Origin of the sequence: Parafrankia discariae, from assembly GCF_000373365.1 — a bacterium.
GTDB lineage: Bacteria > Actinomycetota > Actinomycetes > Frankiales > Frankiaceae > Parafrankia > Parafrankia discariae.
Genome location: NZ_KB891224.1, coordinates 41,482 through 58,869 on the forward strand (window position 1 = coordinate 41,482; position 17,388 = coordinate 58,869).

The following is a 17,388-nucleotide window of genomic DNA, read 5'->3' on the forward strand; positions in this document are numbered from 1 at the left end:
TCAGGCTGCCCGCTGGACGGCGACTCAAGCTTCCGGGCCGACGGGCCCGGGGGCTTCCAGGCCGACGGGCCCGGGGAGCGAGAGCCGCAGGACGCGCTTCCACACGCTGGCTGTCTGTCGCAGCAGCCCCCCGGTGGTGTACGGGAGGCCGAAACGTTCGCAGAGGGCGCGCACCCGCGGGGCGAGCTGGGCGTACCGGTTGCTGGGCAGGTCGGGGAAGAGATGGTGCTCGATCTGGAAGCTCAGGTTCCCGCTCAGCAGATGCAGGAGCGCCGGGCCGTCGATGTTGGCCGAGCCCAGCACCTGCCGCACGTACCATCCGCCGCGGCTCTCCCCCTCGATCTGTTCCTCGGTGAAGGCCTCCGCCCCCTCCGGGAAATGACCGCAGAAGATGATCGTGTGCGCCCAGACGTTACGGGTGACGTTCGCGGCGAGGTTGGCGAGCAGGACGGGCAGGAACGCCGGGCCGGCCAGCAGCGGGAAGGCCACGTAGTCCTTGACCGCCTGCCGCCCGGCCTTACGCAGCGACACCTGAAGCTCCGCCCACGTCCGGCCCCATTCCTTCTCCCCCCGCCAGGCCCGTTCGATCTCGGTGTCGTACAGGGCGATCCCCCACTCGAAGACCGCCGCGAGCGCCAGGTTGTAGAACGGCTGGGCGAGGTACGCGGGATGCCAGCGCTGCTCCGGCTGGACGCGCAGCAGGCTGTAACCGATGTCCCGATCCTTGCCGAGGACGTTCGTCCAGGTGTGGTGCACGTAGTTGTGCGAATGTTTCCACTGCGCGGCGGGTGACGCCGAATCCCATTCCCAGGTGGTCGAGTGGATCTCGGGATCACACATCCAGTCCCACTGGCCGTGCAGGACGTTGTGCCCGATCTCCATGTTCTCCAGGATCTTGGCGGTCGCCAGCATCGTCGTGCCCGCCAGCCACGCCGGCGGCAGCAGCGAGGCGAACAGCACCACCCGCCCGCCCATCTCCAGGCCCCGCTGGACGGCGATCACCCTGCGGATGTACCGGGCGTCGTCCTCCCCCCGACCGGCGAGGACCTCCTCCCGGAGCTGGTCGAGTGCACGGCCGAACTCCTCGGCCTCGGCCGCGGTGAGACTCGTCCGCCTGGCCATGTGCCCACCCCTTCAAAGTTCGATCTCGACATCGCCGGCCGCGCCCGACACGCAGGTCTGGACGAGTTCACCCCGCGCACCGTGCTCCCGCCCGGTGCGCAGGTCCCGCACCCGGCCCGAGGTGAGCCTGGCCACGCAGCTGTGGCAGATACCCATGCGACAGCCGCTCGGCATGAGGACGCCGGCGTCCTCACCCACCACCAGCAGCGATGTGTCGCCGACAGCCTGAACCTGCCGGCCGCTCCTGGCGAACCGGACCCGCCCTCCGGTCCCGCCGGCGGACGTCCCGGCGGGATGGAACCGCTCCACCTTCAGGTGGTCCGCGATCCCGGCCCGGCGCCACCAGGCCTCGGCGTCCGCGAGCATCCCCGCGGGCCCGCAGACCCAGGCCGGCCGTTCGGCCCAGTCCGGGCAGATCGTGGGCAGTGCCGCCATGGTGAGACGCCGGGCGGGCCGACCGAGCGCCCTGGTGTGGTGCTCGTGCAGCCGAAGGGTGGGGAACCGGGCGGCCAGCTCCCGTAGCTCGGCGCCGAAAATGACGTCGTCCCGCGTCGGCGCCGAGTGCACGACGACCGCGTCCGGCATCCCGCCCGCTGACGCGAGGCCGCGCAGCATCGACATCACCGGCGTGATGCCGCTGCCAGCGGTCACGAACAGCAGCCGGGGAGGAAGCACCGGCGGCAGCACGAAACGCCCCTGAGGGTTCTCCAGACGCACGACCGTGCCGGGCGGGACCCGCTCCACGAGATACCCGGACAACCGCCCGCCAGGGACCGCCCTGACCGTGATCGAGAAGGCACCGCCGGGATTCCCCGGCGCCGAGGACACCGAGTAGGGACGCCAGTGCCACACGCCGTCGACATTCCCGCCGACCCGGACATACTGGCCGGCACAATGCTCGCTCCAGCCCGCGCCGGGCCGAATCGCCAGTGTCGCGACACCCGCGGCCTCCCGCCACACAGCCTCGACCCGCCCCCGCGGCCCACGCCGCGACCACAGCGGGTCAAGCAGCCCCAGGTAATCATCGGGCAGCAGCGGCGTGGTCAACGGGGCCGCGGCATCCAACAGCATTCTTCCGACGCTCACCCTGTTTCTCCCGCTTGTCGAATTTCAGGCGTGACGCTGGACTTGCCGGGAGCACAGAAGAAGAAAGCTTGTCCGATGTTGTTCCGGACCGGCACCGCACGTCGATGAAGGCGGGCCGGTTCGGCCGGACGTTACACCCACGCCCCGCCGCGCACAGCGGACCGGCGGACCGGTCAGCGTGTCAGGCGCCAGGTGTGCGCGGCGGCGATCACAGCCGCCCGCGGGACGATGTCGGCGGTACAGGGCTGTGTCACCATCCCCCCGCGAGCAGAGGAGCAACCCGATGAGCCGGCACTTCCAGGTCACCTTCGACGCCTACGACCCGCGGGTGCTGTCGTCCTTCTGGCGCGACGCGCTGGGCTACCTCCACCCCGGCCCGCCCGGAGTCGACCTGCCCGAGGGCGCCGACCCGCTGGCCGCGTGGGACGACTTCCTCGCCCGCGTCGGCGTCCCGCCGGAGCAGCGCAACACCCGGTCGGCCATCGAGGACCCGGCGGGTCACGGCCCCCGGCTGTTCTTCCAGCAGGTGCCGGAGGACAAGGTCGCCAAGAACCGCGTCCATCTGGACGTCCGGGCCGCCCCCGGGCTGCGGGGCGACGAGCGGATGGCGGCGCTGGAGGCCGAGAGCGACCGGCTCGTCGCGCTCGGAGCCACCCGGGTGCACCGCCACGAGCCCACTCCCCCAATGGGCGCCGGCCACATCGTGATGACCGACCCCGAGGGCAACGAGTTCTGCCTGGACTGAAAGCGATCCCGCGTGGCCCCGCGTACGGGGGGAGCCCGACGGGCTAACTGGTTCAGGGGGACCCGACACACCATGACCGTAGAGACGACGAGGGCCTGAACACGAGAACGGGGGCCCGAGCGCGACAACGGGAACGGGAACGGGGGGCGACGGTGAGCCCGAGTGTGATGACCGCGGCTGTCGAGGCCGGGCTGGCGCGACTGGTGAACATCCGGGGTTCGATCATCCCGTCGGAGGTGTGGGCGCTGGTGCTGCCCGGCGCGGGGGTGATGGCACCGTTCATCGACCTCGACTCGCTCGAACAATACGTTCACGACCAGGGAATTCCCCCGGACGGGTATGTCGCGCTCCCGTTCGTGGGCCTGGGCCAGATAGCGACCTTGTAAGCCCGGCCCCCTCACCGTCGAGGCCCGGGCTGGTCAGCTACGCCCGCTGGAGCGCGCCGCTGGTGATGAACACGCCGCGTTCGCGAAACGACAGCGGGGATTCGACCGGTGCCCGGGGATGCAGGCCCTTCAGGGCGGTGACGAACCACCAGGGCACCGCCTCCAGCGCCGGATCGCGTACCCACTGTGGCGCAGGCCAGCCGTCGCGACGGGCGAGGTGTTCCCCGAGCGCCGCGAGAGCCGCGTCCACGCGCCTGTCGCCGGACGGCCGCGGGCGGGCGGTCCACATCGCCTGCGCCGCTTCGAGGCCCTGGTGGCGCAGCACGCTGGTGTAGTCGTCGAGCAGCTGGACGACGGCGTGTCGCCAGATCTTTTGGAGACGGGAGTCGGCCGCGACCATGCCGGCCGCGACGGTGGCGGCGTCGCCAACGGTGCGGAAGGCACGCAACGGGTCCACACCCCCACAGTACGCTGTCGATCATGTCCCCGACCTGTAGCCGACGGTTGCGGGCGTGCGCCATGCCGCGTGGTCAGCGCACCAACCGGCCGGAGCCCGCCTCTACGCGAGTTGCCTCAGCGGCACGTGAAGCAACTCAGGCAACACGGCCACCCACGCCCACCATCACAAACCCGACATCAGCTTTCCTGGCTCAGTCGAGCCGGTCGAGTACTCCATCGTGTACGCGGCCGTTGGTGAACACAGCCGAACCCAGCGAGATACTGCGCCCGCCCCGCAGATCGCTGAATCTGCCACCCGCTTCCTCCACGATCGGCACCGCGGCGGCGATGTCCCACGGACCGGCTGTCAGGTGGAGAAAAACATCGATCTCCCCGGCGGCTACCAGCATTGCGCCCTGGCACACTCCGGCCCAGTTCGACAGGGGTCCGCCATCAGCACACTGCCCGATGAGCGCGGTAGCCGTGGCCAGAAGCCGCGAAGGAACCCAGGAGGCAACGGGCCACATGGCCACCGTCGCCCTGCCGAGTTCCTCGGTTTCGGAAACCGCCAGGGCTTCCCAGGAACCCAGGTGCCCCGCGAGGCAGGTGCCTGTCCACGCGCCGACTGATCGTGACGCCCACCAGCGGCGACGGAGGGCAGGGGCCGTGATCATTCCGGTGGCCACCTCGCCGTCCTCCTCGACAGCGATCAGAGTGCTCCACTCAGCCCGCCCGGCCGCGAAATTCGCCGTGCCATCGATCGGGTCGACCACCCATTTCCGCACCGCGTTCGCATGCCCCCCGAATTCTTCTCCGACAAAAGAGTCTCGGGGGCGGAAATTCTGAACCTGACCGCGCAGGGCTCGCTCAACCTCGTGATCGGCGGCTGTGACGGGGCTACCGTCGGTCTTGGTCCGTGCCGACACGTCGCCGGCCGCGAAGTACCGCAGGGAGATGCCGTCAGCGGTGTCGGCCAGTCGGTGAGCGAGAGTCAGGTCGTCGATCGCCACCATGGGGCCCGAAGCCTACAGCGGGTACGGACGGGTCGACAGCGGACCAGACCGCCGCCGGCGGAGCCTGAGTGGACCGGTATCTGACCGGCCCGGGCCGCGGGCACGTCGGCCGTGGTCAGGATGGCGTGAGGCGGAAGATGGGCCAGCCGATCTCGGTGCGCCAGGACCGCGGCGTGGGATTGTCGCGCGGGCCGGTCAGGTAGGTCTCGTGGACGGGGCCGTCGACGGCGAGGGCGTGCTCGACCACCCAGGCGCCCAGCCGGCCGTAGGTGACGTCGATGTCGTCGTGGGCGCCGTGATGGACGGCGGTGGCCAGCTCGACGGCCGGCAGGGTCCGCGGGGTGACGCGGCCCCGCGTCGGTGGGTCGGCGGACGGCCGGTAGACCAGAACCGTCCCACGGCCGGCGGTGAACAGCTCGTTGTCGAAGCGGCCTCCTGGCGGGCCGAGTCGGTCGTGCCCCGCCAGGGCCGCGTCGAGCTCGGTCATCGCCTCGGCGTACCACGTCAGGACATCGTCGTGGTCGACGGTGCCGCTGATCGCGGCCACGGTCCGAGCCGGGACGGAACGCAGCCGTACCGCCAGCTCCGCGACGTCCGGCCGCAGCAGCTGGCGCAGTGAGGCGACGGCGGCCCGGGTGCGGTCGAGCTCGGCCTCCAGCCGTTGGAGATGCCCGGCGACCAGCTCGGCCCGCGCGCCCGGGTCCTCGTTGGCGAGGATCCGGGCGACGTCGGCCAGTGGCATGTCCAGCTCCCGCAGCCGGTGGATCACCTGGGCGGACGGGATCTGCTCGGCGGTGTAGTACCGGTAGCCGCTGTGCGGGTCGATCGACGAGGGCTCCAGCAGGCCGCTGTCGTGGTAGCGGCGCAGCGTCCGCACGCTCAGATGTGTCAGCTGCGCGAACTCGCCGATGGTCAGCCCTGGCCGCATCCCCGCACTGTGCACCTTCGGCGGAGAGCGGGCGCAGGCGGTGGCCGGACGGCCGTCCGGCCACCGCCGGTGGTTTGACCCTCTCCCGGCGGGAGACTCGACGGTGGTCGCATGACGAATCAGATCGGAGCGGCTCAGATCAGGGTGGGCCGCCATGACCATCAGTGACCGACTCGACGGCCGCCGCGCGCTGGTCACCGGAGCCGGCAGAGGCACCGGCGCCGCCATCGCCGACCGGCTGCGCGAGGCCGGCGCGATCGTGCTCGCCACCGCCCGCACCCGCCCGTCCGGTCAGGCCGGGCCGGACCTGTTCATCCCCGCCGACCTCACCACCGCCGAGGGCGTCGCCGCCGTCGTCGACCAGGTGCGGAACCGGCTCGGCACGCTGGACATCGTCGTGCACACCCTCGGCGGATCACAGGCCCCACCCGGGGGTTTCGCCGCCCTCACCGACCAGCACTGGGACCACGAGCTGCGGCTCAACCTGCTCGCCGCCGTCCGGCTGGATCGTGCCCTGCTGCCGGCGATGATCGACGCGGGCGGCGGGGCGGTGGTGCACGTGTCGTCCATCCAACGGCGGATGCCGCTGCACGAGGCGACTCTCGGTTACGCGGCGGCCAAGGCCGCGCTCACCACCTACAGCAAGGGCCTGGCCAACGAGGTCGGTCCGCGTGGCGTTCGGGTGAACGTCGTGTCCCCCGGCTTCATCCAGACCGCCGGTGCCGACGGTCTGATCGATCGCATCGCGGCGAGCCAGGCCATCTCCCGCGGGCAGGCACTGGGGCAGGTCATCGATTCCCTCGGCGGCATCCCACTCGGCCGCCCCGCGCAGCCCACCGAGGTCGCCGAACTCGTCGCCTTCCTCGTGTCCGACCGCGCCGCCGCCATCACCGGCGCCGAGCACACCGTCGACGGCGGCACCGTGCCGACCGTCGGCTGACGATCATCCGCCCGGCCTGGCCCGCGGTACCGGGTACCGGGTGCCGCGGGCCAGGCCGAGGTTCAGGTGATCTGGACGCTGGGTGGATGTCCGTTCCAGGTGACGAAGCACGACGACGTCCGGCCGTCGCGGCTGAAGTCGACCCGCAGCCAGCCCTCGGCCTGCCATGCCTGCACCTTCCAGCCGACGTCCGGCGTCGCGGACACCAGGCGGGCTGAGACGTCGGTGGTCTCGATCACCACTCGTCCGCCGTCAAGCTGGTAGCTCTGCGCCGTGGCCCTGGGGGCAGGGGCGGCGGCCGCGGGCGGCGGCGCCGCCGCGGGACCGGTGGGTGCCGGTTCCGCGGCCGGCACCGCGGCGGCCGGCGCCGCCGGTCGCTCCGGCGGAACAGCGGCCGACTCGGGCAGCGCGGTCGACGACGGAGACGGCGGAGTGGACGACGCCGACGACGGGGGCCCGGGAGGCGGGTCGGCCGGCGGGAGCGACGGGACGTCCGGCGGGTCGATGGCGACGGCCGATGACGGCGTGGCGAGGGTGTCGCCGGCGAGCACCCCGTTCACCGCGAACCAGGACAGGGTGACGGCCAGCGCGGTCGCGACCACCCAGGCGGCCAGGCGGAGCAGAGTCCAAGCCATCGCGGTGCGATATTGCCACATTCGCCACGTTCCGGTATCGACGCGTCATCCGGTACCGACACGTCCCCATGCCGCCCCGGGAGGAACCACGCCGATGACTCCACAGGCGACCCGGTAGCCGGGCGTGGCGACGATCCTGGTCGTCGAGGACGACCCGTACGTGCGGGCCGCGCTGGTGCGGCACCTGTCCGGCGCCGGGCACGCGGTGCGCAGCGTCGGCACGGCGCTCGACGCGCTGCGTGAGGTGACGCAGGTCGGCTGCGACCTCGTCGTGCTCGACCTGGGCCTGCCCGACCTGGACGGCGCGGCCGCGCTGCGGATGCTGCGCGGCGTCAGCGACGTCCCGGTGGTGGTCGCGACGGCCCGCGGTGACGAACCGGCGATGGTCCGGCTGTTGCACGGCGGTGCCGACGACTACCTGGTGAAACCGTTCTCGCCGGAGCATCTCGACGCGCGGGTCACCGCGGTGCTGCGCCGCGCGGGTCCGGCCGCCGCCACCGGACGGGTACCGGCGTTGCGGGTCGGTGCGCTGGTGGTCGACCCCCGCCAGCGCACGGCCGTGCTGGACGGGCGGGACCTCGATCTCACCCGGCGCGAGTTCGACCTGCTGGCCTACCTGGCTGCCCGCCCCGGCGACGTGGTGCCGCGCCGGGAGTTGCTGGCGGCGGTGTGGCGGCAGGCGTACGGCGGCGACCAGACGATCGACGTCCACCTGTCGTGGCTGCGCCGCAAGCTCGGGGAGACCGCCGCCCGGCCGCGGTACCTGCACACGGTGCGCGGTGTCGGGGTCAAGCTCGAGGCGCCTCAGCTGTGAGGTGGGCGCTCGCCAAGGTGTCGATCGCGGTGACGACGATGGTGGCGCTGGCGTTCCTCGTCCCGCTGGCGCTGACGGTCCAGCGGACGGCGCACGACCGGGCGTTCACCGACGCCGAGCGCCAGGCCGCCGAGCTCGGGCCGGCACTGGCGATCACCACCGACCAGGCGGCGCTGCGCCGGGCCCTGGCCAGCACGCGCGGCGGGGCTGACGGGCTGGTCGCGGTGCACGTGCCGGCTCCGGAGCCGGCACGTCCGCCGGCACTGGTCGCCGTCGGGCGGTCCCGGGTCGGGGCGGCGGAGCTGGCCGCCGTGGCGGGTGCCGGCAGTTCCTCGGTGGTGGCGGTGCCCGGGGGGTCCGTCCTGCTGCGGCCGGTCGCGGTGGCCGACGCCCGGATCGCGGTGATCGAGGTGTTCGTGCCCGCGGCCGAGCTCGGCCGGGGGGTGGCACGAGCCTGCCTGGTCCTCGGGGGTGTCGCCGCGGCGCTGGTGCTGGCCTCGGTGCTGGTCGCGGACCGGCTGGGCACCCGCATCGTGCGGTCGGCGCGCGGGCTCGCCGGCGCCGCCCGGGAGCTGGGCTCGGGTGACCTGACCGCCCGCGCCCCGACGTCCGACCGGGCGGCGCCCGCCGAGCTGCACGAGGCTGCCGTCGCCTTCAACGCGATGGCGGACCGGGTGCGGCAGTTGCTCGCGGCCGAGCGGGAACGGGCCGCCGACCTGTCCCATCGGCTGCGCACGCCGCTGACCGTGCTGCGACTCAACACGGCCGCGCTCGGCGGCGGCACTGGCGGCCTCCCCGGCGAGGGCCACGGCCACGGCGGTGACGGCGTTGACGGCGACGCCGCGGCGGCGGAGGCGGCCCGGCACGCGGTGGCGCAGCTCGAGCACGAGGTCGACTACATCATCCGCGCCGCCAGGGCGCTCGGTGACGAGCAGCCGGCGGCGCGGCGTTGCGACGCGGCGGAGGTGGTGCGCGACCGCGCCGACTTCTGGTCCGCGCTGGCCGAGGATCAGGGACGCCGCTGGTCGGTGTCCGGCGTCGACCGGCCGGCGCCGGTCCCGGTCGCGCGCGCCGAGCTGGCGACCGCGCTGGACGCGTTGCTCGGCAACGTCTTCCGGCACACCGCGGAGCGCGTCGCGTTCGCGGTCGAGCTGCGGCGCACCGACCATGCCGTCTGGGTCCGGGTTCTCGACGCCGGCCCGGGGGTGCCCGACCCCGAGGCGGCGCTGCGCCGGGGGAGCGGGGCCGGCGGTGTGGGCTCGACCGGGCTCGGGCTGGACATCGCCCGGCGGGTGGCGGAGTCGACCGGCGGTGACCTGACGATCGGCCGTTCCCAGCTCGGTGGCGCCGAGGCGCGGCTGCGCCTGCGCACCTCGCCCGCCCGCCCGCCGGAGGGCCACGGACGCCGCGTGCGCCACCGCCGCGGCTCCCGGCCGGCCGAGAGCACGGCTTTCCTAAGTGGGCCTTAAGAGCGGTTCTGCGCTGCCTCAGCCGGGCCGGTCGGCGGCGCGCCCGTCACTAGCGTCCTGCCGCAGTTGGCCATTGCGGGAGGTATGTACGTCATGTCGCGTTTGGGAGGTCGGCACCGTCGCCGCCGCCGTCAGATCATCTCGGGCACCGCGGCCCTGCTCACCGTCGGCGGGGCGGTCGGGCTGGCGGTGGTCGTGCCCGGCACCGCGGACGCCGCCGGCCTCGACGCCGCGTACAGCCGCACCAACGACTGGGGCACCGGCTACTCCGCCCAGTATCAGGTGACCAACTCCGCGGACTCGCCGGACGGCTTCACCCTCGAGTTCGACCTGCCCGACGGCGCGACCCTCACCTCGCTGTGGAACGCCACCCACCGGGTGGACGGCCGGCATGTGACCGTCACGCCGCCCGCCTGGCAGACCACACTCGCACCCCGGGAGTCGGTCGACGTCGGCTTCGTCATCGCCGCGCCGGGCGGCGCCACCGACCCCCTCGGATGTCGGATCAACGGCGAGGACTGCGCGCCCGGCTCCGGCGGCACCGACCCGGGCCAGAACCCGGGCCCGGATGCCGAGCCCGAGCCTGAGCCCTCGGCCACCGGGCCGGCCGCGCCGCCGTCCCCACCGCCCGGCGGGTCGCCGACCGACCCGGCCGCACCACCCGGCACGGCCGCACCCCCCGGCACGGCCACACCGACCGATCCGACGACGCCAACCGACCCGGTTACCACGCCCACCACTCCCGCCGCGTCGCCGGCACCGCCGTCGACCGGCCCCGGCGGCCCGACCGGCTCCGGCGGGTTCGCGCCGTACGTCGACACCTCGCTGTACCCGCCGTTCGACCTGGTCGCGGCGGCGCGGACGGCCGGCCTGCGCGACGTCACGCTGGCCTTCGTGGTGGCCGGCGGGGGTGGCTGCACGCCGAGGTGGGGCGGGGTCAGCGACCTCGCCCTGGACGGGGTGCCCGGTCAGATCGGCCGGTTCCGCGAGCTCGGCGGCGACGTCCGGGTGTCGTTCGGCGGGGCGTCCGGCACCGAGCTCGCCAGTGCCTGCGGGAGCGTGGGCGACCTGGTGGCCGCGTACCGCGGGGTGGTCGACGTCTACGGGGTGACCCGGCTCGACTTCGACGTCGAGGGCGGCACGTTGCCGGACGTCGCCGCGAACACCCGGCGCGCCCAGGCGATCGCCCGGCTGCAGCGGGAGGCCGCGGCCGGAGGCCGGCCGTTGGAGGTCTCGTTCACGCTGCCGGTGCTGCCGTCCGGCCTGACCCAGGCCGGCGTGGACCTGCTGGCCAACGCCCGGCAGAACGGCGTGGCGGTGGCCGCGGTCAACATCATGGCGATGGACTACGGCGACGGCGCCGCGCCGAACCCGGCGGGCCGGATGGGCCAGTACGCCATCGACGCCGCCACCGCGACCCAGACCCAGGTGAAGGGCGTGTTCGAGCTGTCCGACGCGCAGGCGTGGGGGCGGGTGGCGATCACCCCGATGATCGGCGTGAACGACGTCGCCAGCGAGGTGTTCACCGTGGCCGACGCGCGGCGGCTGGTGGAGTTCGCGTCCCAGGTCGACCTCGGCTGGCTGTCGCTGTGGTCGCTGACCCGCGACCAGCCCTGCCCCGGCGGGCCGGTGCCGTACGCGCAGCCGACCTGCGGCGGCGTCGAGGCGCAGCCGTTCGAGTTCACCCGCGTCCTCAACGCCGCCCGGTGACACGCCGCCCGGTGACACGCCGCCCGTCGCGGAACCGCTCAGCCAAGGGGACCGTCATGCCGAACCGCCGCACGTTCCTGCTGGCGGCGTCCGCCGCCGTCGCGGGCACCGCCGGAGGCGCCGTATGGGCCGCCACCGGCGGCCGGGAGCACGCCGCGCTCGCCGCCGGCGCGGGCCTGCCACTGACCGTGGTCAACCACACCTACCGGTACGCCAACAACCAGATCTGGCTCTACGTCGTCGGCACCGACCTGATCACCGGCCGGCAGGTGTACGCCCGCCGGGACGGCGGCCTCGCCCAGGTCACGCTCGCCGACAACGGTCCCGACGGTTTCGCCGACCTCTCCATCCCCCTGGTGCCGGACGGCGACACGCTGTTCGTCATCCCGAACGGGATGTCCGGGCGGATCTACGTGTCGACCGGTTCGAAGCTGCGTTTCAAGGTCGTGGTCGACGGCGCGGGCGACGCGGCGCTCCAGCACCCGGCCGGCTGGGTGCGTGCCGACCCGAGCTTCGACGTGGTGCACGACTTCGTCGAGTTCACCCACAACGACGCCGGCATGTTCTGCAACACCACGGCGGTCGACATGTTCAGTGTGCCGATGGCCATCGGTCTACGCGGCAGCGCCGACCAGACGACCGGCCGGCTGGCGACGGGCGGGCGGGCCGCCGTCTTCGACACGCTGCGGGCGCACCCGGTGTTCGCCCCGCTGGTCGTCGACGACGCCGACGGGCGGGGTGTCCGGGTGATCTCGCCGGGCCACGGCCTGGAGGCCGGCCTCTTCCCCGCCACCTACTTCGACGGCTACATCGACGCGGTGTGGAACCAGTACACCTCACGCCAGCTCACGGTGGACGTCGGAACGGGCACCCGGGTCGGCACGGTGACCGGCGGCCTGCTGCGCTTCGACGGCGGGGTCGCGCCGTTCGTCCGGCCGAGCACCCGCGACGTGCTGTTCTGCGACGGCGCGCTCGCGGCGCCGAACGACGGCGTCACCGGGCCGGTCGCCGCCGTGCTGGGGGCCGGTTTCAACCGCTCGACGCTGCTCACCCAGCCGGCCCAGCCGGCGGCCGACCCCGCGGGCTTCTACCGCGACCCGACGACGAACCACTACGCCCGGGTCCTGCACGAACACAGCGAGGACGGCCGGGCGTACGGATTCGCCTTCGACGACGTCGCCGGCTTCGCCTCCTACATCCAGGACACCGCGCCGACGTCCGCCACCCTGTGGCTCACGCCGTTCTGACCGTCCTCGTAACCTGGGTCCGAAATCCGTGGGACCAGTCGACACGACCGGCTCGGCACGGCTGGTTCGCCGCCGCGCCGGTCGGTCGGCCGCGGTTCGGCCGCGGTGCGGGAGGAGGCGGGTGGGAATGGTCGTGCGGGTGCCCGTGATCGCGCTGACCGGCTACCTGGGCGCCGGCAAGACGACCGTGCTCAACCACCTGCTCCAGGCCCCCGGGGCGCGCCTCGGGGTGGTGGTCAACGACTTCGGAGCGATCAACGTCGACGCCGCGCTGGTCTCCGGTCAGGTGGACCAGCCGGCCTCGATCACGGGCGGCTGCCTGTGCTGCCTACCGGACACCGACGGCCTGGACCAGGCGCTGGACAAGCTGAGCCAGCCACGGCTGCGGCTGGACGCGGTGATCGTGGAGGCCAGCGGCGTCGCCGACCCGCCGGCGCTGGCCAGGCTCATCCGGTTCAGCGGCGTGGACCGGGTGCGCCCGGGCGGCCTCGTCGACGTGATCGACGCCGCCGCCTACTTCGACACCGTCGACACCGGCGGGCTGCCGCCGGCCCGGTTCGCGTCCGCCTCGCTCGTCGTCATCAACAAGACCGACCGGATCCCGCCGACGCGGCGGGCCGAGACGCTGGCGCGGATCACCGCGCGGGTGCGCGAGAGCAACCCGCACGCCCACGTCGTCGACACGACGCACGGCCGCGTCGACCCGGTGCTCGTGTTCGACGCCGCGAACCCGTACGACCCGGTCGACGAGCTCCCGCTCGCCGCCCTGGCCCGGCACGAGCACGAGCACGGTCACGACCCGCACCCGCGGGTCGACGCGGTGACCGTTCCCGCCGCCGGCCCGATCGATCCCGGCGCGCTGGTCGACCTGCTGGAGGATCCACCCGCGGACGTCTACCGGCTCAAGGGCACCGTCACCGTGGAGACGGCGCGGGGCCCGCGCGGCTATGTGGTCAACGTCGTCGGCCGGGAGATCAACGTCACGACCAGGCCCGGTGCCGCCAGGCCCGATGACGCCGACGGTCTGGTCGCGATCGGCATGCGGCTCGACCAGGCCACCGTGCGGGCTCGGCTCGAGGCGGCCCTGCGGCCCTGCCCCGGCCGCCCCGCCGCGGACGGGCTCCGCCGCCTCGCCCGCTACCGGCGGCTGAGCGCCTGAAAAGCCGCGCGGCCTGAGCAGCCTGAGCGGCCGCCGTCCCTCAGGACGTCCCGCGACCCCCGGGACGTCCCGGGAGAAGGCCTTCACCTGCGGACGTAGCCTCCGGCCACAGCACCTCCTCGCGGACCGCGACGAACCAGGACTCCCGGACGAGGTCGTCCTCGTTCCCGGCGAGATTCTCGGCGAACCACGCGATCCGCTCGCGCAGGTCGTCCAGATCGTCGAAATAGACCTCGTTGACGGCGTCGTACGGCCAGTCGCCCGCCGCCTTCGGTAGCGGGTGGTTCTGCAGGTAGGCCTGCCCACGGGCCACCTCGGGGATCGGCACCGCCCCGACGAGGCCGGCCCGGTTTCGCCAGCGGTCGAAGAACTCCGCCTGGGTCAGGCCCGCCGCGCGCGTCGCGAGAGCCATGTGTTTCAGGCCCTCGCCGCCGTCCCGCCACCGCCGCTCGAACCAGGGCGCACCGCGCAGCACGTGCTCGCCGGTCACCACGATGTCGGTGGCGTCCCGTTCGACCGCGCGGCCGAACAGTTCGTCGACCGCCGCGCTCGCCGGTGACGCCAGCCACGACTCGTACCGACTCAGGTGCTCCTCGTCGTCGAACCATTCCTGGCCGACGGCGTCATGACGCGGTTCGGGGGTGACCTCGTCCAGCACGATGCCCGCGGTGACCCGGGAGGGCCGGACGTCCGGCGGCGCGGTCACGGCCGCGCCCATCGCGGCGCGCCAGGCGGGCACGAACTCGTCCGGTGCGCATCCCCGGGTGACAAGCAATATCCGCTTGATCATTTCGCTCCGAGTCGCGCCCGAATGCCGGCGAGGAGCTCGTCGACGTCCACGGGCTTGGTGATGTAGTCGGTCGCGCCGGCATCCAGGCACTTCTGCCGGTCGTCGGGCATGGCCTTCGCGGTGACGGCGATGATGGGCAGGTCCGCGATCCGCGGCATGGTGCGGATCGCGGTCATGGTCGTGTAGCCGTCCATCTCGGGCATCATGACGTCCATCAGGACCAGGTCGACGCCCAGATCGGCCTGCAGCATCTCGATGCCCCGCCGGCCGTTCTCGGCGTGGATCACGTTCAGTCCGTACAGCTCCAGAATGCTGGTGATGGCGAAGACGTTGCGCACGTCGTCGTCCACGACGAGCACTGTGCGCCCGGCCAGCTCGGCGGACCGCTCGGCGCCGGGCGGGACGGCGGTGGCGCGCGCGATGGCGGCGGTGGCCGCGGTGGTGGCGGCACGCAGCGCCGTGTTGGCGGGCGGCGGTGCGGCGGCGGGGGTGGGCGGCGCGTCGTTGCCGAGGGCCTGCGTGCGGCGCGGGTGGGGAACCAGCTCGGGCTCGGTGGGCAGCGGCGGCGCCAGCGGCAGCCGCAGGCTGAAGGTGCTGCCCCGGCCGAACTCGCTGCGGGCCTCGATCTCGCCGCCGAGGAGGGCGGCGACCTCGCGGCAGATGGACAGCCCGAGGCCGGTGCCGCCGTAACGGCGGCTGGTGGTGCCGTCACCCTGCTGGAACGCCCCGAAGATGCGTTCGAGGTTCTCCGCGGCGATACCGACGCCGGTGTCGGTGACGTTGAAGGTGACGCTGGGGGCGGCCGGCGGCTGGCCCGCACCCGGGTCGCCCCCGCCCGGTCCGCCGACGATGGAGAGCTCGACGCTGCCGTGCTCGGTGAACTTCACCGCGTTGGAGAGCAGGTTGCGCAGCACCTGCGCGAGACGGTGCTGATCGGTGAGGAGGTCGGCCGGCACGCCGGGGGCGAGATCGACGGTGAACCGCAGGCCCTTCTCCGCGGTGATCGGCGAGAAGGTGCTCTTCAGATCCTCGGCGAGATCGCTCAGCACGACCCGCTCCAGGTGGATGTCCATCTTCCCGGCCTCGACCTTGGAGAGGTCGAGAATGTCGTTGATCAACTGCAGGAGATCCGAGCCGGCGGTGTGGATGACATGGGCGTACTCCACCTGCTTGGCGGTGAGGTTGCGGGTCGGGTTCTGCGCCAGCAGGCGGGCGAGAATCAGCAGGCTGTTCAGGGGTGTGCGTAGCTCGTGCGACATGTTCGCCAGGAACTCGGACTTGTACTTGGAGGCGAGCGCCAGCTGCCGGGCGCGTTCCTCCAGCTCCTGGCGGGCCTGTTCGATCTCGGCGTTCTTGAACTCGATGTCGTGGTTCTGCCGGGCCAGCAGGGTGGCCTTCTCCTCCAGCTCCGCGTTGGAGAGCTGGAGGTCCTCCTGGCGGGACTGCAGCTCCTCGGACCGGGCCTGCAGCTCGCCCGCGAGCCGCTGGGACTCCTCGAGCAGCGCGTCCGTCCGCGAGTTCGCGATGATCGTGTTGACGTTGACGCCGATCGTCTCGGTCAGCTGGTTCAGCAGGTCGAGGTGGACCTGGGTGAACGGGGTGAAGGAGGCGAGTTCGACGACGCCGAGCACCTGGTCCTCGAACAGGATCGGCAGCACGATCAGCGTGACCGGGGTCGCCTCGCCGAGGCTGGAGGTGATCTTCAGGTAGTCGGCGGGGGTGTGGGCCACGATGGACCGTTTCGTGCGCGCCGCCTGCCCGAACTCGAACCTGCGCGGCATGTCCGGGGTGGGCCGGTACCCGTAGCTCGCGATGAGGGTGAGCGCCGGGGCGTCCGCCCCGGTGTCGGCGAGGAAGAAGGTGCCGTGCTGCGCGTCGAGCATCGGGGTCAGCTCGTCGATGACCAGCTGCGCGACGGTCTCCAGTTCGCGGTGCCCCTGCATGAGCCCGGCGATGTGGGCGAGGCTGGTCTTCAGCCAGTCCTGTTCCTGGTTGGCGCGGGTCGTCTCGCGCAGGGAGCGGACCATCGCGTTGATGTTGTCCTTGAGCTCGGCGACCTCGCCCTGCGCGTCGACCGTGATCGACCTGGTCAGGTCGCCGGTGGCGACCGCGCTGGTGACGGCGGCGATGGCCCGGACCTGGCGGGTGAGGTTCCCGGCGAGCTCGTTGACGTTCTCGGTCAGCCGCTTCCAGGTGCCGGAGAGTCCCTCGACCTCCGCCTGGCCGCCGAGGATCCCGTCGGTACCGACCTCGCGCGCCACCCGGGTCACCTCGGCCGCGAACGAGGACAGCTGATCCACCATCGTGTTGATGGTCGTCTTCAGTTCGAGGATCTCGCCGCGGGCGTCGACGTCGATCTTCCTGGTCAGGTCGCCACGGGCGACGGCCGTGGTGACCTGGGCGATGTTGCGGACCTGACTGGTCAGGTTGTTCGCCATGAAGTTGACGTTGTCGGTCAGGTCCTTCCAGGTGCCGGAGACCCCCTTGACGCTCGCCTGGCCGCCGAGACGGCCGTCGGTGCCGACCTCGCGGGCCACCCGGGTCACCTCGTCCGCGAAGGCGCCGAGGGTGTCGACCATCGTGTTGATGGTGGAGGCCAGCGCGGCGACCTCGCCCTTCGCCTCCACGGTGATCTTCTGCGAGAGGTCGCCCCGGGCGACGCCGGTGGCCACCTGGGCGATCGAGCGCACCTGGGCGGTCAGGTTCGAGGCCATCACGTTCACGTTGTCGGTCAGGTCCTTCCAGGTCCCCGACACGCCACGCACGTTGGCCTGGCCGCCGAGATTGCCCTGGGTGCCGACCTCACGCGCGACCCGGGTCACCTCGTCGGCGAAACCCGAAAGCTGATCGACCATCGTGTTGATGGTCTCCTTCAACTCCAGAATCTCGCCCCGCGCGTCCACCCG

At 72.7% G+C, this 17,388-nt stretch carries 16 protein-coding genes; 8 read left to right on the forward strand and 8 right to left on the reverse strand.

Translation table 11 applies throughout. The features are described 5' to 3' along the window. Positions 1–24: 24 nt before the first annotated feature. Both B056_RS0119815 and B056_RS0119820 read right to left on the reverse strand, forming a co-directional pair. The gene (locus B056_RS0119815) at positions 25–1,122 is read right to left on the reverse strand and encodes a fatty acid desaturase family protein (protein WP_018503601.1); all 1,098 of its coding nucleotides are present in this window, start codon (positions 1,120–1,122) and stop codon (positions 25–27) included. A 12-nt stretch (positions 1,123–1,134) separates the two neighbouring features. Then, complete coding sequence (locus B056_RS0119820; protein ID WP_018503602.1) at positions 1,135–2,193, reverse strand: ferredoxin reductase; 1,059 nt, start codon at positions 2,191–2,193, stop codon at positions 1,135–1,137. Positions 2,194–2,491: 298 nt separating this feature from the next. Between B056_RS0119820 and B056_RS0119825 the strand changes: the two genes are divergently transcribed. Further along, positions 2,492–2,953: a VOC family protein gene (locus B056_RS0119825; RefSeq protein WP_018503603.1), complete on the forward strand. Its 462-nt coding sequence runs from the start codon at positions 2,492–2,494 to the stop codon at positions 2,951–2,953. 152 nt (positions 2,954–3,105) lie between these two features. Next, a complete protein-coding gene (locus B056_RS0119830) occupies positions 3,106–3,339 on the forward strand; it encodes a hypothetical protein (protein WP_230203082.1) in 234 nt (77 codons plus the stop codon). A gap of 37 nt (positions 3,340–3,376) precedes the next feature. Here the strand turns inward: B056_RS0119830 and B056_RS0119835 are convergent, their stop codons facing one another. From B056_RS0119835 to B056_RS0119845, 3 genes are all read right to left on the reverse strand, one after another. Then, a complete protein-coding gene (locus B056_RS0119835; protein ID WP_018503605.1) occupies positions 3,377–3,796 on the reverse strand; it encodes a hypothetical protein in 420 nt (139 codons plus the stop codon). Between the two features lie 193 nt (positions 3,797–3,989). Further along, positions 3,990–4,790, reverse strand: a complete 801-nt coding sequence (locus B056_RS0119840; protein ID WP_018503606.1) for an inositol monophosphatase family protein — start codon at positions 4,788–4,790, stop codon at positions 3,990–3,992. Positions 4,791–4,905: 115 nt separating this feature from the next. Next, complete coding sequence (locus B056_RS0119845; RefSeq protein WP_018503607.1) at positions 4,906–5,718, reverse strand: MerR family transcriptional regulator; 813 nt, start codon at positions 5,716–5,718, stop codon at positions 4,906–4,908. A gap of 154 nt (positions 5,719–5,872) precedes the next feature. Here B056_RS0119845 and B056_RS0119850 point away from each other — a divergent pair, with 154 nt between their 5' ends. Next, positions 5,873–6,658: an SDR family oxidoreductase gene (locus B056_RS0119850; RefSeq protein ID WP_018503608.1), complete on the forward strand. Its 786-nt coding sequence runs from the start codon at positions 5,873–5,875 to the stop codon at positions 6,656–6,658. A gap of 62 nt (positions 6,659–6,720) precedes the next feature. Here B056_RS0119850 and B056_RS0119855 read toward each other — a convergent pair whose 3' ends face one another. Beyond that, complete coding sequence (locus tag B056_RS0119855; RefSeq protein ID WP_026239906.1) at positions 6,721–7,293, reverse strand: hypothetical protein; 573 nt, start codon at positions 7,291–7,293, stop codon at positions 6,721–6,723. Between the two features lie 124 nt (positions 7,294–7,417). On the opposite strand from B056_RS0119855, the gene B056_RS0119860 reads away from it, so the two are divergent. From B056_RS0119860 to B056_RS0119880, 5 genes are all read left to right on the forward strand, one after another. Beyond that, positions 7,418–8,107, forward strand: coding sequence for a response regulator transcription factor (locus B056_RS0119860; RefSeq protein WP_018503610.1), 690 nt, complete (start codon positions 7,418–7,420; stop codon positions 8,105–8,107). Next, the gene (locus B056_RS0119865) at positions 8,104–9,576 is read left to right on the forward strand and encodes a HAMP domain-containing sensor histidine kinase (RefSeq protein WP_018503611.1); all 1,473 of its coding nucleotides are present in this window, start codon (positions 8,104–8,106) and stop codon (positions 9,574–9,576) included. Before B056_RS0119860 ends, B056_RS0119865 begins: the two co-directional genes overlap by 4 nt. Positions 9,577–9,669: 93 nt before the next feature. Continuing rightward, positions 9,670–11,286: a glycoside hydrolase family 18 protein gene (locus B056_RS0119870; RefSeq protein WP_026239907.1), complete on the forward strand. Its 1,617-nt coding sequence runs from the start codon at positions 9,670–9,672 to the stop codon at positions 11,284–11,286. Between the two features lie 56 nt (positions 11,287–11,342). Then, positions 11,343–12,533: a glycoside hydrolase family 64 protein gene (locus B056_RS0119875; protein WP_018503613.1), complete on the forward strand. Its 1,191-nt coding sequence runs from the start codon at positions 11,343–11,345 to the stop codon at positions 12,531–12,533. Between the two features lie 127 nt (positions 12,534–12,660). Next, the gene (locus B056_RS0119880) at positions 12,661–13,692 is read left to right on the forward strand and encodes a CobW family GTP-binding protein (protein WP_018503614.1); all 1,032 of its coding nucleotides are present in this window, start codon (positions 12,661–12,663) and stop codon (positions 13,690–13,692) included. A 40-nt stretch (positions 13,693–13,732) separates the two neighbouring features. On the opposite strand, the gene B056_RS0119885 is transcribed toward B056_RS0119880, so the two are convergent. Next, on the reverse strand, positions 13,733–14,482 hold the full coding sequence (locus tag B056_RS0119885) for an EthD domain-containing protein (RefSeq protein WP_051105679.1): 750 nt from the start codon (positions 14,480–14,482) through the stop codon (positions 13,733–13,735). Further along, positions 14,479–17,388, reverse strand: a 2,910-nt coding sequence (locus tag B056_RS0119890; protein WP_026239908.1) for a hybrid sensor histidine kinase/response regulator, incomplete at its 5' end; no start/stop codon positions are given. The genes B056_RS0119885 and B056_RS0119890, both read right to left, overlap by 4 nt.